Source organism: Blautia sp. HA8986 (assembly GCF_056504635.1).
Genome location: NZ_JBWLUQ010000003.1, coordinates 74,117 through 98,674 on the forward strand (window position 1 = coordinate 74,117; position 24,558 = coordinate 98,674).

17 protein-coding genes and 1 pseudogene are annotated in these 24,558 nt (G+C 44.7%); all 18 read left to right on the forward strand.

What is annotated here, in order from left to right; all coding sequences use genetic code 11:
- The first annotated feature begins 65 nt into the window (after window positions 1-65).
- Window positions 66-1,874 (forward strand): translation elongation factor 4, encoded by a 1,809-nt coding sequence (gene lepA, locus AC04Q4_RS15155; protein WP_173755710.1) that lies wholly within the window; start codon window positions 66-68, stop codon window positions 1,872-1,874.
- 11 nt (window positions 1,875-1,885) lie between these two features.
- Window positions 1,886-2,353, forward strand: coding sequence for a hypothetical protein (locus AC04Q4_RS15160; RefSeq protein WP_173738552.1), 468 nt, complete (start codon window positions 1,886-1,888; stop codon window positions 2,351-2,353).
- A complete protein-coding gene (gene hemW / locus AC04Q4_RS15165) occupies window positions 2,340-3,479 on the forward strand; it encodes a radical SAM family heme chaperone HemW (RefSeq protein ID WP_456298182.1) in 1,140 nt (379 codons plus the stop codon). The genes AC04Q4_RS15160 and hemW overlap by 14 nt, the downstream gene beginning before the upstream one ends.
- Before the next feature lie 270 nt (window positions 3,480-3,749).
- Window positions 3,750-3,950 (forward strand): annotated as a pseudogene (locus tag AC04Q4_RS15170) (MerR family transcriptional regulator); the annotation flags it as partial.
- Window positions 3,951-4,007: 57 nt separating this feature from the next.
- Complete coding sequence (locus tag AC04Q4_RS15175; RefSeq protein ID WP_173738553.1) at window positions 4,008-5,171, forward strand: RNA-guided endonuclease InsQ/TnpB family protein; 1,164 nt, start codon at window positions 4,008-4,010, stop codon at window positions 5,169-5,171.
- A 193-nt stretch (window positions 5,172-5,364) separates the two neighbouring features.
- The gene (gene uvrA, locus AC04Q4_RS15180) at window positions 5,365-8,214 is read left to right on the forward strand and encodes an excinuclease ABC subunit UvrA (RefSeq protein WP_476389249.1); all 2,850 of its coding nucleotides are present in this window, start codon (window positions 5,365-5,367) and stop codon (window positions 8,212-8,214) included.
- 160 nt (window positions 8,215-8,374) lie between these two features.
- Window positions 8,375-9,358: a rod shape-determining protein gene (gene mreB / locus AC04Q4_RS15185; protein ID WP_173738555.1), complete on the forward strand. Its 984-nt coding sequence runs from the start codon at window positions 8,375-8,377 to the stop codon at window positions 9,356-9,358.
- Window positions 9,359-9,533: 175 nt separating this feature from the next.
- On the forward strand, window positions 9,534-11,807 hold the full coding sequence (gene recD2, locus AC04Q4_RS15190) for an SF1B family DNA helicase RecD2 (RefSeq protein ID WP_173738556.1): 2,274 nt from the start codon (window positions 9,534-9,536) through the stop codon (window positions 11,805-11,807).
- Window positions 11,804-12,511, forward strand: a complete 708-nt coding sequence (locus AC04Q4_RS15195; RefSeq protein WP_243251467.1) for a ComF family protein — start codon at window positions 11,804-11,806, stop codon at window positions 12,509-12,511. Before recD2 ends, AC04Q4_RS15195 begins: the two co-directional genes overlap by 4 nt.
- A gap of 124 nt (window positions 12,512-12,635) precedes the next feature.
- On the forward strand, window positions 12,636-13,070 hold the full coding sequence (locus tag AC04Q4_RS15200) for a hypothetical protein (RefSeq protein WP_173738557.1): 435 nt from the start codon (window positions 12,636-12,638) through the stop codon (window positions 13,068-13,070).
- On the forward strand, window positions 13,067-14,185 hold the full coding sequence (locus AC04Q4_RS15205; RefSeq protein WP_173738558.1) for a hypothetical protein: 1,119 nt from the start codon (window positions 13,067-13,069) through the stop codon (window positions 14,183-14,185). Before AC04Q4_RS15200 ends, AC04Q4_RS15205 begins: the two co-directional genes overlap by 4 nt.
- A 50-nt stretch (window positions 14,186-14,235) precedes the next feature.
- Window positions 14,236-15,120, forward strand: a complete 885-nt coding sequence (gene cdaA / locus AC04Q4_RS15210; RefSeq protein ID WP_173738559.1) for a diadenylate cyclase CdaA — start codon at window positions 14,236-14,238, stop codon at window positions 15,118-15,120.
- Window positions 15,101-16,405 (forward strand): CdaR family protein, encoded by a 1,305-nt coding sequence (locus tag AC04Q4_RS15215; RefSeq protein ID WP_173738560.1) that lies wholly within the window; start codon window positions 15,101-15,103, stop codon window positions 16,403-16,405. The genes cdaA and AC04Q4_RS15215 overlap by 20 nt, the downstream gene beginning before the upstream one ends.
- A 35-nt stretch (window positions 16,406-16,440) precedes the next feature.
- The gene (locus tag AC04Q4_RS15220) at window positions 16,441-16,704 is read left to right on the forward strand and encodes an HPr family phosphocarrier protein (RefSeq protein ID WP_173738561.1); all 264 of its coding nucleotides are present in this window, start codon (window positions 16,441-16,443) and stop codon (window positions 16,702-16,704) included.
- Between the two features lie 53 nt (window positions 16,705-16,757).
- Window positions 16,758-19,484 carry a L,D-transpeptidase family protein gene (locus AC04Q4_RS15225; protein WP_173738562.1) on the forward strand — a complete coding sequence of 909 codons (2,727 nt, stop codon included), beginning with the start codon at window positions 16,758-16,760 and terminating at the stop codon, window positions 19,482-19,484.
- Between the two features lie 173 nt (window positions 19,485-19,657).
- The gene (locus AC04Q4_RS15230) at window positions 19,658-21,211 is read left to right on the forward strand and encodes a GH25 family lysozyme (protein ID WP_173738563.1); all 1,554 of its coding nucleotides are present in this window, start codon (window positions 19,658-19,660) and stop codon (window positions 21,209-21,211) included.
- A complete protein-coding gene (locus AC04Q4_RS15235) occupies window positions 21,208-23,316 on the forward strand; it encodes a pyridoxal-phosphate dependent enzyme (protein WP_173738564.1) in 2,109 nt (702 codons plus the stop codon). The genes AC04Q4_RS15230 and AC04Q4_RS15235 overlap by 4 nt, the downstream gene beginning before the upstream one ends.
- The gene (locus AC04Q4_RS15240; RefSeq protein WP_173738565.1) at window positions 23,313-24,500 is read left to right on the forward strand and encodes an ATP-grasp domain-containing protein; all 1,188 of its coding nucleotides are present in this window, start codon (window positions 23,313-23,315) and stop codon (window positions 24,498-24,500) included. Before AC04Q4_RS15235 ends, AC04Q4_RS15240 begins: the two co-directional genes overlap by 4 nt.
- The last annotated feature ends 58 nt before the right edge of the window (window positions 24,501-24,558 follow it).

The window sequence follows — 24,558 nt, forward strand, 5'->3', positions numbered from 1 at the left end:
AAATATGCTTTTGCATGATGAATGCAGGAGCTTTGCATGAAAGAAACATAAGGAGGACTTCCTGAATGATAGACCAGAGTAAAATTCGAAATTTTTGTATCATTGCACATATTGACCACGGAAAATCCACACTTGCAGACCGCATCATCGAGATGACAGGACTTCTCACAGAAAGAGAAATGCAGGCGCAGGTTCTGGATAACATGGAACTTGAGAGAGAGCGTGGAATTACCATCAAGTCCCAGGCTGTTCGTATTGTATACAAGGCTAAAGACGGAAATGAGTATATTTTTAACCTGATCGATACCCCGGGACATGTAGACTTTAACTATGAGGTTTCCCGAAGCCTTGCAGCCTGTGATGGTGCGATTCTTGTTGTTGACGCTGCTCAGGGAATTGAGGCTCAGACGCTTGCCAACGTATATATGGCACTGGATCATGACCTGGATGTAGTACCGGTTATCAATAAGATCGATCTTCCAAGTGCAGATCCTGAGCGTGTAATTAATGAGATCGAGGATGTGATCGGAATTGAGGCACAGGATGCACCGCAGATTTCAGCGAAAACAGGATTGAATGTAGATCAGGTTCTGGAACAGATCGTAAATAAGGTTCCGGCACCGCATGGCGATGTGGATGCACCGCTGAAAGCACTGATCTTTGACTCTGTTTATGATCCGTATAAAGGTGTTATCGTATTCTGCCGAATTAAAGATGGCTGTGTGAAGAAGGGTACGAAGATACACATGATGGCTACCGGATTTACCACAGAGGTTGTTGAAGTAGGATATTTTGGCGCAGGTCAGTTTATTCCGTGTGATGAGCTGACAGCTGGTATGGTTGGATATATCACAGCCAGCATCAAGAATGTCCGCGACACCCGTGTTGGTGATACTGTCACAGATGCAGATAATCCGTGTACAGAGGCACTGCCTGGATATAAGAAAGTAAATCCTATGGTTTACTGCGGACTTTATCCGGCTGACGGTGCCAAGTACGGCGATCTCCGTGATGCGCTGGAGAAACTGCAGCTTAACGATGCTTCTCTTTATTACGAGCCTGAGACATCTGTTGCCCTGGGCTTTGGTTTCCGCTGCGGTTTCCTTGGACTTCTTCATCTGGAAATTATTCAGGAACGTTTGGAGAGAGAGTACAATCTGGATCTTGTAACTACCGCACCGAGTGTTATTTACAAAGTTTACAAGACAAACGGTGAGATCATCGAACTGACCAATCCGACCAACCTTCCCGATCCTTCGGAGATTGAATACATGGAGGAGCCGATGGTCAAGGCTGAGATCATGGTGACAACAGAGTTTATCGGTGCGATCATGGATCTCTGCCAGGAGAGACGTGGTCAGTATGAAGGCATGGAATATATGGAAGAAACACGTGCTCTTCTGAAATACAGACTGCCACTTAACGAGATCATTTACGATTTCTTTGATGCCCTGAAATCACGATCCAGAGGATATGCCTCCCTGGATTATGAGCTGGACGGATATGAGAGAAGTGAGCTTGTGAAGCTGGATATCCTTGTTAATAAGGAAGAGGTGGATGCACTTTCCTTTATCGTACATGCAGATACAGCTTATGAGCGCGGCAGAAAGATGTGCGAGAAGCTGAAAGATGAGATCCCGAGACAGCTTTTTGAGATTCCGATCCAGGCAGCGATCGGAAGCAAGGTTATTGCCAGAGAGACAGTACGTGCCATGCGTAAAGACGTTCTTGCCAAATGTTACGGCGGCGATATTTCCCGTAAGAAGAAACTTCTTGAGAAACAGAAGGAAGGTAAGAAGCGTATGCGTCAGGTAGGTAACGTGGAAATCCCGCAGAAGGCCTTTATGAGTGTGCTGAAGCTGGACGATAAATAGGAGATGACTTTTTGAAAAAAAATGCAAATAAACTGTTTCTGGTGGCAGGACTTCTGGCTATGTCAGCCGTTCTGCTTACCGGATGCGGTTCCAGAAAAAAAACAGATGCAGTTGACAGTGTGATCAAGATCAGCACAGCTCCGGAACCTACAGCAACACCGGATCCGAAAACTGTGGATCCGGATGCAGTGACAACGAATGGAAATCTGACTATGGTGAATGAATATCTGGCAGAGAATGGAGGGGCAGAACTGGGTTCGGCAGCAGTGACACCGACTCCGGCAGCAGCGGCTTCAGATGGAAGCACCGGTGATTCTGAATCGGATACATCAGGTGCAGATACATCCGATGGAGATAGTACAGATGGTTCTGACAGTGGCGATGGATCGGATAATAGCGGTGATTCCGGATATTCCGATGAAAACGGCGACAACAGCAGCTATGATGATACAGGGGAAGGAGACTATGATGGAGAATAAGGCAAAAAAGCCTCTGGAACTCTATATTCATGTCCCTTTCTGCGTGAAAAAATGTGATTACTGTGATTTTCTCTCAGGTCCTGCGGGAAAAGAACGCCAGGCAGAATATTTCCAGGCCCTTCAGCGGGAAGTGGCGTCTGTCCCTGATTTTCCGGACAGAGAGATCACTACAGTTTTTATTGGCGGAGGAACGCCTTCCGTGCCGGATCCTGCCCTGATCGGGGCGGTTCTGGATCAGATCAGAAATAAGGTTTTTATGGCCCCGGATGCTGAGATCACAATCGAAGCGAATCCGGGGACTTTGTATAAAGAGAAGCTGGAAGACTATCTGGAACATGGAGTTAACCGGCTTAGTCTAGGTCTGCAGTCACCGCAGAACCGGGAACTGAAGATCCTGGGACGGATTCATACATGGGAAGAGTTTCTGGAGAGTTTTTCCCTGGCAAGGGAGGCGGGATTTTCCAATATCAATATTGACCTGATGAGCGCGATCCCGGATCAGACATATGAAGGCTGGGAAAAAAATCTACGCACAGTGGCAGCTCTTGGGCCAGAGCATATTTCTGCCTACAGCCTGATCGTGGAGGAAGGGACACCTTTCTGGGAACGGGACCTGAAGCTTCCGGATGAGGATACAGAATACCGGATGTATGAGGATACGGCAGCGATCCTCGGGGAGTACGGATTTCATCAGTATGAGATCTCCAATTATGCAAAAAAAGGTCTGGAGTGCCGGCATAATAAGGGCTATTGGCAGAGAACAGATTATCTGGGTCTGGGACTTGGGGCATCTTCACTCGTGGATCATATACGTTTTTCCAATACAGATAATATGGAAGAATATATTAAAAACAGCGGACAGCCGGAGAAGATCCGCTGTGATATGGAGCGTCTTGGCGAGGCAGATGAGATGGCTGAGTTCATGTTCCTGGGTCTGCGTATGACGGAAGGCGTGTCAATGGATGTATTTGAGGAATATTTCGGTAAAAAAATAGAAAGTATTTACGGGGATGTGCTGGAAAAATATCTGTCTATCGGAATGCTGGAGAAAAAAGAGAGCAGGATATATCTTACAAGAAAAGGAATTCATGTGAGTAATGGGATAATGGCGGATTTTCTGCTGTGAGGTTCACTGCGAATGACTGATTTGTCGAAAGTTCCAACTTGACGAACGGATGTTCTGATTGTATACTGTAAAAAAGATGTAACCGAACTGCAGAGCGGAATGCAAATATCCGTTTTATAAAGATTTATGCGGTGGGTCAGATTAAGAATATCCGTTTGAACATGGAGATACAGATTAGGAGGTTATCTTAAGTAATCAAATTTATTAACCAACATGATTAAATGTGTTTAAATATACTCAAAGGAGTAAATTGTTATGAACACATCAAATATTACAAATTACAAGCCAAAAGATTTTGCTGAACTGTTAGGTGTATCTGTAAAAACATTACAGCGTTGGGATAGAGAAGGAACTCTAAAAGCAAACCGAACTCCAACTGATAGACGTTATTACACTTATGACCAATATCTGCAATTCAAAGGAATAAATACTGAAGATGACCAACGTCAGGTAGTTATTTATGCCAGGGTATTGTGTTCTCTTGCAGATTGTACGGACTTCGTAAGTATAAAAAACAAATAGAAAGGGATGTGGAAATTGCTAAAGAGCTTCAAGACGGAAATAAATCCGTCAGAGGAACAGAAAGTCAAGATTCATAAGACGATAGGAACCTGTAGATTCATTTATAATTTCTATCTTGCTCATAATAAAGAACTTTACGACAACGGTGAAAAGTTTATGAGTAGTAACAGGTTTAGAGTCTGGCTTAACAATGAATATCTTTCTGAGCATCCAGAGTATTCGTGGATCAAGGAAGCTTATTCAAAAGCAGTAACACAGTCAGTAAATAATGGACAAACTGCTTTTACAAGATTTTTCAATCACGAGAGTGCTTTTCCTAAGTTCAAAAAGAAAGGCAGATCTGATGTAAAGATGTATTTTGTAAAGAATAATCCAAAGGATTGTCGTTGCGAAAGGCATAGAATCAATATTCCGTCACTTGGTTGGGTCCGTATCAAAGAAAAAGGATATATTCCAACAACTAAAGACGGATATGTGATTAAAAGCGGCACGGTCTCAATGAAAGCTGACAGATACTATGTTTCAGTCCTTGTAGAAATTTCCAATAACAAGATTGCTGATAATTCCAATGCAGGAATTGGCATAGACCTAGGATTAAGGGATTTTGCCATTGTTTCTAATGGTAAGACTTATAAGAACATCAACAAGTCAGCAAGACTGAAAAAGCTTGAGAAACAACTTATCCGGGAACAGAGATGTCTCTTCCGTAAGTATGAAAATCTAAAGAAAGGAGAAGTCACTCAAAGGGCGAATATACAAAAACAAAAACTCAAGGTACAGAAACTTCATCATAAGATAGATAATATCCGTACTGATTACATTAACAAGACAGTCGCTGAGATAGTGAAAACCAAGCCATCTTATATAACGATTGAGGACTTAAATGTAAAGGGTATGATGAAGAATCGACATCTTTCAAAAGCAGTTGCATCACAAAAGTTTTATAAATTTAGAACAAAGCTTCAAATTAAATGCAATGAAAATGGGATCGAACTTCGAGTAGTAGACAGATGGTATCCATCATCTAAAACCTGTCACTGCTGTGGCGCTATCAAAAAAGATTTAAAGCTTTCAGATAGAATATTCAAATGCAGTTGCGGTTATGTCGAAGACAGAGATTTCAATGCTGCACTTAATTTGAGAGATGCAATAACTTACGAAGTTGCATAACTAAAATGCAAACGTGAGTATGTACCGAAGGCTATTTTCGGGAATTTACGACTGTGGAGTGTACAGGAACTTGTGAGTAGATATGATTTCGGTCAATCAAAAACATACACGGTGAAGCAGTAAGTAGAACTCGTGAGAGTCTACGTTATCTCGATGTGAGTATATTTACACATATTTTGAGTGGCAGGCACGAATGTCAGCAGAGATAAAAGATAAGAAACATTTTATCAGAATAAGGGGAGCCAATGAGAATAACCTGAAGAATCTCAGTGTGGATATTCCCAGAGACCAGTTTGTAGTTCTTACCGGACTTAGTGGCTCCGGTAAGTCTTCCCTGGCTTTTGATACCATTTATGCAGAAGGACAGAGACGGTATATGGAATCTCTTTCTTCCTATGCGAGGCAGTTCCTTGGCCAGATGGAGAAGCCGGATGTGGAGAGCATTGAGGGACTTCCTCCTGCAATCTCCATTGATCAGAAGTCAACCAACCGGAATCCACGTTCTACAGTGGGAACAGTAACGGAGATTTATGACTATTTCCGACTTTTATATGCCCGTGTGGGAATCCCTCATTGTCCGAAGTGCGGCCGTGAGATCCGCAGGCAGACGGTAGATCAGATGGTAGACCAGATCATGACACTTCCGGAACGTCAGAAGATCCAGCTTCTTGCACCTGTAGTCCGCGGGCGTAAGGGAACTCATGCCAGGCTTCTGGATCAGGCCAGAAGGAGCGGCTATGTGAGGGTGCAGATCGATGGAAGTCTTTATGAGCTTTCCGAAGAGATTAAGCTGGATAAGAATATCAAGCATAATATTGAGATCGTTGTGGACCGGCTGATCGTGAAGCCGGGAATCGAGAAGCGTCTTTCTGATTCTATTGAGACAGTTCTGGAGCTGGCTGACGGGCTTCTTGTTGTAGATACCATGGGTGGGAAGCTGCTGAATTTCAGTCAGAGTTTTTCCTGCCCGGACTGCGGCATCAGTATTGATGAGATCGAGCCGCGCAGCTTTTCTTTCAATAATCCATTTGGAGCCTGCCCGCAGTGTCTGGGACTTGGTTATAAGATGGAGTTTGATATTGATCTTATGATTCCGGATAAGAAGCTGAGTATTAATGAGGGTGCTATCGCTGTTATTGGATGGCAGTCCTGTACTACGCAGGGAAGTTTTTCAAGAGCGATCCTGGATGCACTGGCAAGAGAGTATGATTTTTCACTGGATACACCATTCTGTGAATATCCTGAGAAGATACAGGATATTCTGATCAATGGTACAGGTGGTCATTCTGTGAAGGTTTACTATAAGGGACAGCGTGGAGAGGGTGTTTATGATGTGGCTTTTCCTGGCCTGATCCGTAATGTGGAACAGAGATACCGTGAGACCGGTTCTGAGTCTATGAAGCAGGAATATGAGAGCTTTATGCGGATCACTCCATGTAATACATGTAAGGGACAGCGACTGAAGAAGGAGTCCCTGGCCGTTACAGTGGCCGATAAGAATATTTATGAAGTGACTAATATGCCGGTGGAGAAGCTGATGGGATTCTTAAAGGAGATGAAGCTTTCCGAGCAGCAGGAGCTGATTGGTAAGCAGATCCTCAGGGAGATCCGCGCAAGAGTGGGGTTTCTTTCAGAGGTCGGTCTGGAATATCTTTCCCTTGGAAGAGCTACAGGAACGCTTTCCGGTGGAGAGGCCCAGAGAATCCGTCTTGCCACACAGATCGGTTCCGGTCTTGTTGGGGTTGCCTATATCCTGGATGAGCCGAGTATCGGACTTCACCAGAGAGATAATGACAAGCTGCTTGGTGCACTGATGCGTCTTCGTGATCTTGGCAACAGCCTGATCGTAGTAGAGCATGATGAGGACACTATGCGCGCAGCAGATTGCGTGATCGATATCGGTCCGGGAGCGGGAGAGCATGGCGGACAGCTGGTTGCCATGGGTACGGCAGAGGATCTGATGAAGAATGAGAGCTCTGTGACAGGTGCGTACTTAAGCGGACGTCTGAGGATCCCGGTACCGGAAGTGCGTAAAGAGCCAACAGGATTCCTGACCATCAAAGGAGCCTCAGAGAATAATCTGAAGCATATTGATGTGGATATTCCGCTGGGAGTGATGACCTGCATCACAGGTGTTTCCGGTTCCGGTAAGAGTTCGCTGATCAATGAGATTCTGTATAAGAGACTTGCAAGAGATCTGAACAGGGCAAGAGTGATCCCCGGTAAGCATGATGATATCCTGGGAATTGACCAGCTGGACAAGGTGATCAATATTGACCAATCTCCGATTGGAAGAACTCCCCGTTCCAACCCGGCTACTTACACAGGAGTATTTGACCAGATCCGTGATCTTTTTGCAGCGACAGCAGATGCCAAGGCCAGGGGATATAAGAAGGGACGTTTCAGTTTCAATGTGAAGGGCGGAAGATGTGAGGCCTGCAGCGGAGATGGAATCATCAAGATCGAGATGCACTTCCTTCCGGATGTCTATGTGCCATGTGAGGTATGTAAAGGCAAACGTTATAACAGAGAGACCCTTGAGGTGAAATATAAAGATAAGAGTATTTACGATGTGCTCAATATGACAGTGGAAGAGGCACTGACATTTTTTGAGAACGTTCCGTCTATCAAGCGAAAGATTGAGACTTTATACGATGTAGGACTTTCCTATATCCGTCTGGGACAGCCGTCCACCACGCTTTCCGGAGGAGAGGCCCAGCGTATCAAGCTTGCTGCGGAGCTGAGCAAGCGTAGCACAGGAAGGACGATTTACATTCTGGATGAGCCTACGACCGGACTTCATTTTGCAGATGTCCACAAGCTGATCGAGATTCTGCGCCGCCTGTCTGAAGGCGGCAATACAGTTGTTGTGATTGAACACAATCTGGATGTGATCAAGACAGCAGACTATATCATTGATATTGGCCCTGAGGGCGGAGACGGAGGCGGAACCGTGATCGCCAAGGGTACGCCGGAGGAGGTTGCTGCAAGCCCAGTTTCCTATACCGGCAGGTATGTTAAGAAATATCTGAATCAGGAATAGAAAGGAATAGAATCGGAAAGATCAAAGAAATAACCGGGAAAAGTCCTTTTCAATTTGTGCTGTTTTGTATATAATGAAGTGCGAGAACTTTAGTATAAAACAGAACAAGTCAGAAAGTGCGTACCACAGACAGAGTCTGCTGGTGCAGGCGGGAGGATATATGCCGGCAAAAGATATCGGAATCGATCTGGGAACCAGAAACAGTCTGGTGTTTTCCACAGGCAAGGGGATTGTTTTGAGAGAACCTTCTGTGGTCGTTTATGATAAAGATACAGAGAAGATCAGGGCAATCGGAGAAGAAGCCAGACAGATGGCAAGTCATCTTACTTCCAATATGGAGGTGATCTGGCCGATACGAAGAGGTGTGATCGTAGATTATAATGTTATGGAGAAGATGCTGAAGTATTTTATTTCTCAGGCTATGGGGCGGAGAGCGTTCCGCAAACCGAGGGTCAGCATCAGTGTTCCAAGCGGAATTACAGAGATAGAACGTAAGGCAATGGAAGAAGCTGCTTATCAGTCAGGAGCCAGGGAGGTCTTTCTTGTAGAGGAACCTATTGCGGCAGCTATTGGAGCAGGTGTGGATATCACCAAGCCATTTGGTAATCTGATCGTAGATATTGGAGCCGGTACCACAGATGTGGCGGTGATATCCGTTGGAGGAGTGGTAGTTTCCGCATCCATCAAGGTTGCAGGAGATAACTTCAATCACGCGATCATGAATTACGTGAGAGAGAAGCACAGCCTTTTTATTGGAGAGGATGCTGCGGAGAAGATCAAGATCGAGATTGGAACAGCAAGTGAAGAAGCAGATCTTCGGACTATGGAAGTGAAGGGAAGGAATATCATTACAGGACTTCCCAAAGTGGCAACGCTGACTTCTGAAGAGATCCGTACGGCACTTCGTGAGTGCACCGGACAGATCGTAGAGGCAGTACATGGCGTTCTTGAGAAGACACCGCCGGAACTGGCCGCAGATATTATGGATAGAGGAATTGTGCTTACAGGCGGCGGAGCCATGCTTCATGGAATGGACGCACTGATCGAACAGAAGACAGGTGTTAGTACACTGACTGTTCAGGATGCCATGCTGGTAGTAGCCGCCGGAACAGGTAAATATGCGGAGATTATGTCGAGGATGTAACAGAGCGGAATCGTAATGTCTGCGCTACAGCCCGTTTTACTACAGATAAGAGAAGTGATTGCATTTATGAACGTATAGCAGAGCGAAATGTTCACGGATAGAGTTCATATAAGATAAGGCGCTGCAGATGCAGTGCCTTTTGCATTATTATCTGATATGACAGATGGAGAATAAGATGAGTGAAACAGTTACAGGATATATAGATCATGTGATCTTTCGAAATGAAGATAATGGATATACCGTCATGGTGATGAAGGGAACGGAGGATGATTCGGAACTGACCTGCGTGGGAAATTTTCCGGCTCTTACCCAGGGTGCGTCCATAGAAGCAGTGGGAAATTATACAACACACCCGGTTTATGGCAGACAGTTTCAGATTTCTTCTTACACGGAGAAAATGCCGGAAGATGCTCTTGCGATGGAACGTTATCTGGGCTCCGGCGCTGTTAAGGGAATCGGTGCGGCACTTGCTGCAAGGATTGTACGACGTTTCGGAGATGATACCATAAGGATTGTGGAGGAAGAACCGGAACGTCTGGCAGAGATCAAAGGGATCAGCCAGAAAAAAGCAATGGAGATCGCAGAACAGATGACGGAGAAGGCAGATATGCGCCGTGCCATGGTCTTTTTGCAGAAATACGGGATCTCTCTGAATCTGGGAGCAAAGATTTATCAGAAGTACGGGCAGACGTTATACAATGTTCTTCAGGAGAATCCTTATCGTCTGGCTGAGGATATCAGCGGAGTGGGTTTTAAGATTGCAGATGAGATCGCATCCAGAATCGGAATACATACAGATTCAGATTACAGGATCAGAAGTGGTATGTTGTATACTCTCTTACAGGCTTCCGGGGAAGGCCATATCTATCTTCCGAAAGAGGTACTTTTTTCCAGGGCATCGCAGCTTCTGGGGGTGGATCCTTCTTATATGGAAAAGCATCTCATGGATATGGTGGTAGACCGGAAACTGATCATGAAAGAGACAGAAGAAGGTGAGGTTGTTTATCCTACACGCTATTATTATCTGGAACTGAATACAGCGAGAATGCTGAATGAGCTGAATATTCTCTGTCCGGAGGATGAGCAGATGATGGCGAAGCGGATCATCAGGATCGAGAAAGAAACAGGTACAGAGCTGGATGAAATGCAGAGACAGGCGATCATGGCAGCAGCCCAGCATGGACTGTTTATTCTTACAGGAGGACCCGGAACCGGTAAGACAACTACGATTAATGCCATTATCCGTTATTTTGAGGAAGAAGGGGCTGAACTTCGTCTGGCAGCTCCTACCGGCCGTGCAGCCAAGAGAATGACAGAAGCTACAGGCTATGAAGCGCAGACGATCCATCGTCTTCTGGAGCTGAATGGAATGCCGGAGGGAGAGCAGGAAGGCCGTGCAGTTCATTTTGACAGAAATTCAGAGAATCCGCTGGAGGCGGATGTGATCATCATTGATGAGATGTCCATGGTAGATATTGCGCTGATACATTCTCTGCTTCTGGCTGTGACAGCAGGAACCAGGCTGATCCTGGTAGGTGATGAGAATCAGCTTCCGAGTGTAGGACCGGGAAATGTGTTGCGTGATATTATCCGAAGCGGATGTTTTTCTGTTGTGGAATTGAAGAAGATATTCCGCCAGGCTTCCGAGAGCGATATTGTTGTGAATGCACATAAGATCAATCGCGGTGAGCAGGTAACGATCAACAATAAGAGCCGGGATTTCTTTTTTTTGAAAAGATATGATGCAGATATCATCATTCGTGTGGTAATTGCTCTGATTCAGGAGAAACTGCCGCGTTATGTAGAGGCGAAGCCATATGAAATTCAGGTTCTGACGCCTATGCGTAAGGGACTTCTGGGGGTGGAACGACTGAATCAGATCCTGCAGAGATATCTCAACCCGCCGGATGATAAAAAGAAAGAGAAAGAAATCGGACAGAGGCTTTTCCGCGAGGGTGATAAGGTCATGCAGGTGAAGAACAATTACCAGCTGGAGTGGGAGATCCTTGGAAGATATAAGATACCGGTTGATAAAGGTGTAGGTGTTTTTAACGGAGATACCGGCATTATGGAAGAAATCAATGAATTTGCGGAGACAGCCACTGTACAGTTTGAAGATGGCCGCCGTGCAGAGTATTCTTTCAAGCAGCTGGAGGAGCTGGAACTTGCCTATGCTGTTACCATACATAAGTCTCAGGGATCCGAATATCCGGCAGTGATTCTGCCGCTGCTTTCCGGTCCGAGGATGCTGATGAACCGGAATCTTCTCTACACAGCCGTTACCAGGGCAAGGAAATGCGTTACTGTGGTGGGCAGTGAGAATACTTTTGCAGAGATGATCCGCAATGAGAAACAGCAGCAGAGATACAGCTCTCTGGACGTGAGAATACGGGAGATGAATGAAGCAGACGATCAGGAGAGTGCCGTCGGGGAGAAAGGATTTTCTTGAGAAAAACTGCTGAATTTTTACTGGATATGCTTTATCCGAAGAAATGTCCTCTGTGTCATGAGGTGTTGAAAGACAGAAAACAGCTTCTCTGCGGGAAGTGTGCAGAGAAGCTCCACCCCTTTTCCGGTGCACTGTGCATGAAATGCGGGAAACCGGTGAAGCTGGAGGAAGAATATTGCCCGGTCTGCAGAGTGAACGGTCATTATTTTACAGAAGGAAGAAGTATTTTCCCCTATGGAGAGGTATGGCGGCAGTCTCTGGTACGTTTTAAGTATTACGGATGCCGGGAATATGGAGATTTTTACGCAAAAGCCATGAGTATTTATGGAAAAAAATGTCTGGAACGCTGGAAGCCTCAGCTTATTGTGCCGGTGCCGCTTCATCCTGCGAAAAAACGTATGCGCGGATTTAACCAGTCGGCATATCTTGCAGAGAAACTGAGCATAATTACAGGAATCCCCTGGGATGACAGTCTGGTACTTAAAATCCGCAACACAAAATCACAGAAGAAACTGGACGCAGCCCAGAGGCGGAATAATCTTCGGAAAGCATACGAAGTGACACGGGAACTGGAAGGAATCCCTGTGCTGATAACAGACGATGTATACACAACGGGAAGTACTATGGATGCTATGTCCATGTGCCTTTTTGAAGCCGGAGCGCAGGCTGTTTATTTTCTCACAGTATGCGCAGGAAGGCAGTAAAAGAGCCAAAAAATGCTTTTCATAGGTAGGGATATATGCTACAATAAATTTGATTGCAGTTAAATGGGATTACTGCGTAAAAAAGTAAAAAGTGCAATATAAGAAAGCTTATGAGGAGTAATTTATGGTAAATGAAGAAAAGGTGAAGGTCATGAACCGACTGGCCATGTATGAGCATGGTGAGGGCAGGAAGTATCTTCCGGTGAGCAGATTTTACCGGAGTGACTATATTGGTCTTGCACTGATCAAGAATTTCTTTCTGGTGACGATTGGTTATGTACTGGGACTTGCCGGAGTAGCGGCATATTTCAGTGAATATCTTATGGACAACGTGAATAAGATTAATCTGGTTGCTGTGGGAATTTATATCGTAGTCGGTTATCTGATCGTGCTTATCGTGTATTCAGTACTGACCTACATCCAGTATTCTGTGAAGTATTACCGTGCCAAGAAGAGTGTCCGGGAATACTATCAGGATCTTACCAAACTGGAAAAAATCTACGGACGGGAAGAGAAGAGAATGCCTGTCCGGAGAAATGCAGGAGGAAATAAAAAATGACAGCTTTACTCGAGATCAAACAGAATATCAAGAAATTTTACGGACAATATGAAGTATATATACTGCCGGTTCTGAAATTTGTCCTGGCATTTGTCTATTTCCTCTGGATCAACAGCAATATGGGATATATGAAGCAGCTGGATAATATTTTTGTGATTCTGATCCTGGCACTGGTATGTTCCATTCTTCCTGTGTCTGTGATGATGTTTGTGGGATTTGCGATGATGATCGGACACTGTTATGCAGTGAGCATTGAAGTTGCAGGATTTATGCTGGTTCTGATCCTGTTTATGATGATTCTGTTTTTAAGATTCAGTGGATCACAGAATCTGGCACTGATCCTGACACCGCTTTCTTTCGGCTTCAGTGTTCCGGCACTTCTTCCGATCGGAGCAGGATTGTTAGGCAGTGCGCTTTCTTCGCTTCCGGCGGGATGCGGAGTTGTGATCTACTATTTTATCCGTTTTGTGCATGCGCAGTCAGCAGCACTGAGTGATCCGGATACTGAGATCGCAGCGAAGCTTAAGCTTCTTTCTGATGGCCTTGTGCAGAACTGGGCTATGTGGATTACTGTGATCGCTTTTGTGGCTGTGGTTCTTCTTGTGAATCTTCTGAGAACACGCTCTTTTGATTATGCGTGGAGAATTGCCATTATTGTTGGCGGCGTAACTTATATTCTGGTTATCCTTGCAGGAGATTTCTGCTTTGATGTAACCGTATCCATGGTACCGATGATCATTTCAGCGGTGGTTTCCGTACTGATTGGTTCGGTAATGGAATTCTTTGTATTCGGAGGGGATTACAGCAGAACAGAGCGGCTGGAATATGAGGATGATGAATATTACTACTATGTGAAGGCTGTGCCGAAGGCAGTTGTTGCAACTTCCGAAAGAAGTATCAAGAAGATCAATGCAGAGCCTGCAGAAGAAAAAAGGAAAGAAGATATTCCGGTATCTTATAAGAAAGAAAATATCTCTTACAAGAAAGAAAAGAAAGAACAGAAACCGGCAGAAATACTGGATAATACTTTTGAAAATACAATAAGTGAAACACCTCAGGAAGTAGATAAGATTGATTTTGAAAAACAGCTTGAAGAGTCACTGAAGGATCTTTGATCTGTGGGACAGACGGTTAATTAAGCGGATCAGGAGGAAAGGAGGAAATTATGCAGAATATTCTTGCAATTCTTGGCGGATATATCGGAAAGATCACATTGCCCGGAATTGGCGTGATAGACATTATTGAAATTGGACTGATTTCCTTTTTTGTATATCAGTTTATGGCCTGGATCAAGTTTACACGGGCTTATACGCTTCTGAAGGGTATTCTGGTAGTCCTCGCATTTATCCTGGTTGCCTATATATTTAAGATGAATACGATCCTGTGGATATTCCGGAACCTGGCCAATGTCCTTGTGATCGGTGTGATCGTAATCTTCCAGCCCGAGCTTCGGCGTGCGCTGGAGCAGCTAGGACAGAAGAAGATTGTTTCCACCATCATTCCTTTTGATACAGGCAGAGAAGTACAGGAACGCTTCAATGACAAGACCATCAATGAACTGGTTAAAGCTTGTTTTGATATGGGTGAGGTGAAAACCGGTGCTCTGATCGTTATTGAGAAAGAGATCCGTCTGGATGAATATGTGCGTACGGGAATCAACATTGACGGTATTCTTACCAGTCAGCTTCTGATCAATATTTTTGAACATAACACACCGCTGCATGATGGTGCAGTGATCGTTAGGGGAAACAGGGTGGTAGCTGCCACATGCTATTTGCCGCTTTCTGATAATATGGAGCTGAGCAAGCAGCTTGGAACGAGACACAGAGCAGGTGTTGGAATCAGTGAAGCCACAGATTCCCTTACGATCATTGTTTCAGAGGAAACAGGACAGGTTTCTGTTGCACAGGGCGGCGAACTTTCCAGAGGACTTGACAGCAGGCAGCTTCGGGAAGTTCTTGTTTCAGCCCAGAACAAGAAAGTAGTTGAGAATGGAAAACTGAGGAATCTGCTGAAAGGGAGAGTGAAACATGAAGAAAAATCTGACTAAGAACATCCCTTTGAAGATCATGTCAGTTGTTGTGGGAATCCTGGTCTGGCTGATCGTAGTAAACGTGGATAACCCTATTGTTACGAAAGGTTTCGTGATTTCAGATGTGCAGATTATCAACGAAGCGTATGTTGATCAGCTTGGCGAGATGGTCATGCAGGATGACAGTGAGAACACTGTCAGAGTTTATATCACTGGTGAACGAAAGACAGTGAACCGCCTTACTTCCAGTGATATCAAGGCAGTTGCAGATCTGCAGCAGGCAGAATCTACAGATACAGATCCTGTAATGATTCCTATTACAGCAACCTGCTCAGGAATCCTTCCGGAGAATATCCGTGTTTCACCTCAGAATTTAAGTGTCCATCTGGAAAAGAAAGTTACCAAAGAATTTGCGATCAATGTAAGCAGCGGTGACAGCAAGGCTGCACAGGGAATGGAGATCGCGTCCCTTACTGCGAATCCGGAAAAAGTCAGAATTACAGGTCCGGAATCACTTGTTGCTAAGATAGATAGTGTGAGCGTAGACGTAAGTTCAAAGGTAGATGGTATCGCCCAGGATACCACCATTTCCAATGCAGAGATGACTATTACAGACAAGAATCAGGATACGCTTTCTTCCAATTCCATGAGTTATCTGAAATTTGACAACAACGGAAAGGTTAATGTCACAGCGAAACTCTGGAAAGTACGTTCTGATATACGGATCAGTGCAGGATATACCGGCGAACCGGCTGAAGGATATGTTGTGGACAGCGTTACGACTGTTCCGGAGACCTTCAGTGTGGCTGGCAGTGATGAAGCACTGAACAATCTGAAGCTTCAGGGAAATACTATTTATCTGGATAATGAGAATGTGGATATTTCCGGAAAGAGTAATGACGTAGAAAAGAAAATAAATCTGGCAGAACTTCTGCCTGATGGACTGAAACTGACATCAGGATCCAGTGCGGATCTGTGGATCACTGTGAATATCCTGCCGGATGGCAGCAAGATATACAGCTTTCCAACAGAGGATATCAAGGTTAAGGGGCTGCCGGATGACCTGCAGATGGCATTTGAGGTGGCAGATGTAGAACTGAAAGTAAAAGCTCAAAATGGTGATCTGTCAGGCTTTAACCTAAGAGCTGTCAGTGCATCCCTTTCCATGGATGACTGGGAAGAGGGCAGTTATGAAGTGCCGATCAAGGTCAGTCTTCCAAACGGCTATACACTTCTGGAGGATGTAACAGCAGAGATCAAGGTTTCCAAGGTTTCCAACGCGGAGACAGAAAACGGTCAGTAAATAATGGATGAGGAACAGGATAGGAGAAAGCGGAAATGTTAAGTTATAAGGTAACGGTCAGGAACCCGTCAGGGCTTCATCTCCGCCCTGCCGGACTTTTGTGCGGCGAGGCGATCAAATATAAATCTTCAGTATCATTTCAGTATGATGGAGGCACAGCAAATGCGAAGAGCGTGTTGAGCGTTCTTGGAGCCTGTGTGAAGAGTGGAGATGAGATCACACTGATCTGCGACGGTGAGGATGAGCAGGAGGCAATCGATTCTCTTGCAGATCTTATCAAGAGCGGACTGGGCGAATGAAACCGTAACAAATATATCAACCATTTATGGCGGCACAGGCAGGAGGAATTATTGTGAAAAGAAGAGTTGTGGCAATCGTGCTCAGCCTTACGATGTGTATGGGCGGAACGCTGGAAGCCGGAGCAGCGGCTTTAAGCACTCCAGACGTACAAGTTGCAGCTGAGACAAACTCAGATTCAGCGGCGGACAGTTTCAGTGACGAAGAAGAGACTGTTCAGCAGCCTCAGACAGATGTTTCAGAAGATGGGGATACCGTAGATGTTGTTATCCCGAATGTAACTGAAACACCTGCAGACACAGCAGACGAGACACCGGATGTAACAGAGACACCGGATATCACAGAGACACCGGATGCCACAGAAACACCGGAAGAAGTTGATCCGGCAGAGGATTTTAATGCAGGAGATGCAGATGAATTACAGATTACATCGGCAGATTCCCAGGATGCGGTAAACAGCGGAGATGCTGCGGAAGCAGCCTCTACAGGGGCATCTGTTGTAAATGGTGTTGTTGAGGCCAGAATCTGTGACTGGGTATCTGATGAGCTGGGGTACAGACTCCGTAAGGAAAAAGTATCGGAGGACAAGGTGCCGGAAGCGAAAACAACAGAGGATCAGACAACAGAGGATCAGACATCAGAGGACCAGGCAGATGAGCAGACTGACAGCGTATCTGCTGATACAGCAGTTCAGGATGAGACAGAAGCTCAGATTGTAAATGACTCAGAAGCTCAGACGGGCGATGCGGCAGAAACTGCAGAGGATGTATCTCTGGATAATGGGGAAGCGGTACAGGCGGACTCAGATGTTCCGTCCGGCGCAGATACTGCAACTGTAGAGGATGAGTTTTTTACAGCTCAGGATGGACTTCTTAAGATCAAGACCAACGGACATACAGGATATTATCTCTTTAATGAGGATGGATATCTGGTAACAGGACGTATGACACGGGAACCGGGAACAGCCGGATATACAGGAACAACATCTGTAGAGTGGTATTTCCTGGAGAGCAACAAGGCAACTCTGTATTCCGACAGCCAGGGCAAGGCTGTCACACCATGGACATCCAATATGGGACAGCAGCAGAAGAAATACTGGCTGTGGACAGGAAGCACATTCCGTTATTACAATGCGTCAGGCAATTTTACTTCTGTGACAGATCTGAAGATCTCCGGTAAGCTCCAGAAAATCGGAAGTGATTACTATACACTGAAGACAAATGGTACACCATATACAGGAATTAAGAAGCTTGCAGCTGGTTCTGATACATTCGAGTATTACTTCAAGCCGGCAAAAGATACAGACGGAATTCCCGGAAAACTTTTCCACGGCGGATGGATGTATTATGTAAACAGCAAAGGTGTGAAAAGATTCATCTACTGCAGCCCGAAAGCAGCTACGATCGGACAGGTCATGAAACACGGTACATATGTATCAAAAGTAATGTCCAAGACCAATACGTTCCTCCTGAGCTCCGGTGGATATGTCCTTAAAAACACCATGGCAAAAGCTCAGAACAATGCTTATTATGTTACTAATTCCAAGGGACATGTGATCAAAAGCAAACTGGTTAAGTACAACCACAACAGATACTACTTTGGCAGTGACGGAAAGAGAACTACCTGGAAGAACAGCTGGCATAAATGTGCAGGAGCGTCCAATAAGTACTATTATTTTGGCAGTACAGCAGGAAGAGTTGCTGAGAAGACCGGCTGGCAGAAAGTCACCGGTACAAGCGGACAGTTTCTGGGATGGTTCTATTTCGATAATAATGGCAACCACTATCAGAATAAGATGCTTACAGCCAAATCTTCCCAGAAGAGCTATTACTTTACAAGCTCAGGTAAAGTAGCAAGCGGCATTACAACGATCAATAATAAGAAATATTTCTTTGCTACATCTAACTCCACAACACACAGAGGATGGATGTACAAGAATACATTGATCCGTTACAAGAATAACTGGTACTATGCAGACAGTAAAGGTGTTCTTAAGAAGAGCGGCTGGCAGAAAGTAGGTAAATACTGGTATTATCTTAAAGATTATAAAGTATTAACGAATCAGGCGATTAAACGTGGTAAAGTTAATGGCCGTCTTGATAATCAGGGCCGTTTTACTACGGGATGGGTAGTTATCAGTGATTACAACAATAAAGTAAAATATATTAATCCAAGTACTGGAAAAGATTATGTGAAAAATACAAGCTGCTGGATTGATGGTAAACTCTATTACTTTGATAAGAATGGATATCGTCGTAATGATATATCTTCTATTTACAAAGGACCATATTATGTGGAAGTTGACAGAATTAATGGAGTTATGACTGTATATACCAATTCCAGCAAGACAATTCCGGTTAAGACGATCAGGGTTTCTGTTGGACTTTCCGGAACACCTACATGGACTGGTACTTATACATTGAGAAGCAATTTGAGATGGCAGCCATTGATGGGACCGTCCTGGGGACAGTATGGAACTCACGTTGAAGGATGTGGACAGGGAGGAATTTTTGTTCATTCTGTAGCTGGTGCAACAAGAAGTGTTTATAATCTTTCAGTTGGAGAATATATGAAACTTGGTAATCCGGCATCTCATGGATGTATCCGTGTCTGTGTTGCAGATGCAAAATGGGTATATTACAACTGCAATGGAGCTACCATTCGTATTTTTGATGGTAAATACAACAAGAATGAAACATTCAAAGGCCCGTTAGGACGTAAACCAATTACACCATTACGTGGTTCCGGGAACTTTGACCCAACAGATCCGGCAGTTCCGTGATCTTGTTAAAAAACATAGGAAGATAGCAGCATAAAGATTTAAAAGATCGGTGTTCAGCCTGAGTGGCTGGCACCGGTCTTTTTCCATATATAGCTTTACTTTCCATTTTCCTATCTGTATAATGATGAGCAGGCAGGAACAAATAAGTAGATTCAGGGAAGGAAAGAAATTAAATGCGAAATTGGAAGAAATGGCTGGCAGCAGGATGCATGGCGGCAATGTTAGGTATCGGAACAATGGGGACTACAGCAATGGCTATGGGAGGTGGTGGAGTAGACCGCAGTGAGGCAGTGGCTCAGGAAGAAAAAGTGCCAGCCGGAAAGGCAACGCAGAATTCCAGAGCCAGTTCCAAAGCGTGGAAAAAGATCAATGGCGTCTGCTACAACGGAAGTGGTCAGAAACTGACAGGAGCGATCACAAGAGGAATTGATGTCTCTGAATGGCAGGATACTATCGACTGGGCCAAGGTAAAGAACGATAATGTAGATTTTGCTTTTGTGCGGATTTCCTACGGCCTGAATTATATGGATAAGAAATATGACTATAATATGAAGCAGGCAGAGAAGGTTGGAATGCCGGTAGGAACTTATGTTTACAGTCTTGCTACAACAACACAGCAGGCTATGAAGGAAGCACAGCTTGCTGTTAAGAAAATGAACGGTTACAAGGTTTCTTATCCGGTTGTATACGACATCGAATACAGTAAAATGCGAAGTCTTTCCTCAACACAGATCGCCAATCTTGCCAAGGCTTTCTGCAACGAGGTGAAAAAAGCCGGCTATTATCCAATGATCTACTGCAATTTGGACTGGTATAACAACAAGATAGACTGGAGCAAGCTGACAGGTTACGATGTATGGCTGGCTAGCTACGGTGACAGAATCCTTGCACCATCCAGGAACGATTATAAATACTCTATCTGGCAGGCAACAGACGGCGATGGAGGCGGATATCTGAATACAACCAAGAAACTGATAGCAGGAATTCCAATCTGGTCCACAGTAGATATCGATTTTGGTTATGTAGATTATACAAAGATCATCACCCCGAGAAAATATACAGCCAGTACTTATAAGGCATCTGCCAAGCCGGACACTTCCAATGGAAAAACAGGCTGGGTAACAGAGAACGGAAAGAAATTTTATTATCTCAATGGTGTCAAAAAGACCGGCTGGGTGACAGTTAATGACAAAACTTACTACGTTGATAAGACACTGGGAATGCGTAAGAGCAAACTGATCACAGATTCCAATAATGTGATCCGTTATGTGGATAAAAACGGAGTGATCATCAAAAGCAGGTGGTTAACTGTAGGCGGTAAGAGATATTATTTTGACAAAAACGGCAACAGTCTGAAAAAGATGAGAAGTGTAGCCGGTAAATATTATTATTTCCATGCAAGGAAAGGCTACATGCTGAAGAATGTGAGATACACCAACAGCAATGACGATGTATACTATTTTGGAAGCAATGGAGTCATGGTCAGGGATGTATTTTACACCTGGAGTGGAAATGGTGAGAAGCATACCTATTATTTCACATCCGACGGAAAGATGTGCAGAAGCTGGCTTATACTGAAAGATAAGAAGTACTGCTTTGACGAAGATACAGGTATCATGTATAAAGACTGTACAGTAAAGATCAATGGCAAAAGATGTACATTTGACAAGAACGGAGTTTATTTAACACCAGCACAGGCTGCTGCAAAGAAAAAAGGTAAAAAATGAAAAAGATAGTAATCATCGGTGCCAATGATTTTCAGAGACCGCTGATCTGCAAAGCAAAAGACATGGGTTATGAGACCCATGTTTTTGCCTGGCGAGAAGGTGCAACAGGGGCGGCAGATGCAGACCGGTTCTATGAGATCAGTATCACAGAAAAAGAAGAAATTTTAAATATATGCAGAAAGATCCGGCCAGATGCAGTAACGACCATAGGATCTGATCTGGCTAATATCACAGTTCAGTATCTGGCAGAGAAATTGGGGCTTCCGGGAAATAGTCGTGAATGTATCATCAATTCCACCAATAAATTTGCCATGAGAAAGGCTTTTCAGAAAGCGGGACTTTCAGTTCCGTTTTTTGCAGCTGTAGGAAAAGATGATGAGGTAATGCCTCCATTTTACCCTGTGATCGTAAAGCCTACAGACCGATCCGGAAGCCGTGCCATCACAAAAGTAGAATCACCGGAAGGGCTGAAAGAAGCGATCAGCCAGGCTGTTGAACAGTCTTTTGAAAAGAAAGCTATTGTGGAAGAATATATTCAGGGAGCAGAGTACAGTGTGGAGACCATCAGTTATCAGGGAACACACACACTGCTTGCCATCACAAAGAAATATACAACAGGAGAGCCTCATTATATAGAAGTGGGCCATCTGGAACCTGCACCCCTCACCAGAGAACTACAGGAAAAAGTAAAAGAAACGGTATTCAGGGCACTGACCGCACTGAAAATTGAGAATGGAGCCGGACACAGCGAGCTTCGTATTGATGAAGAGGGAAATGTGCGGATTATTGAGATCGGTTCCCGTATGGGCGGAGACTGTATCGGATCGGATCTGGTGCCGCTTTCCACAGAACAGGATTTTGTTGGCATGGTAGTAGATGTGGCAGCCGGAAATCCGCCAAAGATAAAAAAAGATGCAGAACATCATATCTCGGCAGTGCGTTTTATTATGGATCAGAAAGATCTGGAGAAGCTTTACTGGATTCGGAATAATCATCCGGAAGCTATCCGAGGGACAGTTCTGGAGGGAGATGTGGAGCACTGCCAGATCACAGACAGCGGAAGCAGGCCTGGATTTTATATTCTGCAGACAGAAACCATGGAGGAGATGAACCACATCCTTCACAGAGGACCGTTGGAGAATCCAATCCAGATATTTGAAACTCCGGTACAGAAGCTTCGTATCAGTGATGGGCAGAATAGTTTCTATATGAAAAGAGATGATCTTTTACCATTCTCATTTGGTGGAAACAAGGTACGTTTTGCCAGAAAATATGTGGAAAACATGCAGGCAGATGGTTATGACAGCATGGTGATCTACGGCAATTATCATTCCAATCTCTGTCGGATCCTGGCAAGTCTCTGTAACGAACTTTCCATGCCGTGCTACATGATCCACAATACTGAAGATATCAGGGAATCAAAAGAAAATGGAAACAGCCGGATTATTCGCAGGATGAACGTTCATGAGATCCCCTGCGGCAAAAAAGACATCGCAGATGCTGTGCGCCGCGCTATGGCAGAGCTCACTGAGAAAGGCTTTCGTCCATATTATATTTACGGAAACGAATTCGGCCAGGGCAATGAATGGCCGCCAATGAAGGCTTATGAGGAAGCATACGAGGAGATCCTTTCCTGGGAAAAAAACTCCGGCGTGAAGCTGGATTATATTTTTCTGGCATCCAGTACCAATGCAACACAATCCGGTCTGATGGCAGGTAAAATTAAGAACGGTTCGGACTGTAATATTGCAGGCATTTCCGTTTCACGTAATGAAAAACGCGGAAAAGAAGTGATCCGCAATAATCTTCTTGAATATGCAGAGAGATTTTCCATGGAGCTACCGGAAGGCTGGGAAAAAGAGATCTTTTTTACAGATGGATATATGGAAGGCGGATATGGAGCCTGGTCGGAACCGGTAGCAGAAACGATCCGCAAGGTATACGAGACAGATGGCGTGTATCTGGACATGACCTATACAGGAAAGGCGTTTCACGGTATGATGGAATACATCCGTGAGAAAAATATCCGGGGAAAAAATATCCTCTTCCTGCACACAGGTGGATTGCCGCTGTTTTTTGATTTTCTGGAGGATGAACGAGCATGAAAAAACTGATGATACTGGGGGCAAGCTATTCACAGCTTCCCCTTTATAAAATGGCGAAGAAGCTGGGGATAGCTACCGTAGCAGTGAGCACGCCCGGAGAATGGCCATGCTTTGACATTGCAGATGAATGTTCTTATACAGACATTTCTGATCCGGAGGCAGTTCTGAAGTCTGCCCGCGAACACAACATTGACGGAATCACAACCTGCTGTCTGGATGCAGGAATCCGTTCCATCGGATATGTGTGTGAATATATGGGGCTGAAAGGTCTGTCAGCACAGGCAGGTTTCTTATGCAGTGACAAATATTATATGAAGGAATCTTTTGTAAAAGGCGGTGTCCGCTGTGCGAAGCATATCTGTATCAATAACAGAGAAGAACTGGAAGCTGCACTTGACCAGCTGGAATTTCCGGTGATCCTGAAAGCTGTGGATCAGATGGGAAGCAGAGGGCTTTTCCGATGCGAGACCCGTGAGGAAGCTTATGCTCACTATCCGGATACCATGGCAGCTACAAGAAGAGACTATTGTCTGGTGGAAGAGTTCATTCAGGGACAGATGCTTGGCTGTGAGGCCATGATCTCCAATGGGAAATTTCTTTTCTGCCTTCCGAATAATATTGAAAATTATCAGAGCTATGTTCCGACTCCTATAGGCCATTCTGTTCCATATGAGAAAATGGACACTCTTGGCCGCGAAGTGGAGCATCAGCTGGAACTTGCTGTTCAGGCTCTTGGAATGGATAACTGTCCGGTAAACTGCGATATGATGGAGAAGGACGGGAAAATCTATGTCATTGAGATCACCGGACGAGCCGGAGGAAATTGTCTTCCGGAGGCTGTAAGCCTGTATTATGATACCGATTATTATGAAGCCATGGTGAGACTGGCACTGGATATGAACCCGGAGAGCCTTTTTGAAAAAACATCTCCATGCACAGCCAATTTGTCCCACATCCTGACTTCGGACAGATCCGGAATCCTGAAACAGATTCATAATGACAACGTGCGGACAGAGAATATCGTGGATCTTTCCTTTAATGTGGAGCCAGGAGAGGAAATCCGTAAGTACGAAAATGGACGGGACAGGATCGGTCAGGTAATACTGAAAGGCAGAAATCTGGACGACTGCCGGCGAAATCTGGCAGATGTTTTGTCGAAAATAAACATTGAATTTATATCATGATTGTGAGAGAATAACATGAGTAACCATGGAAATATAAAAAAAGGTCTTTTTCTGCTGT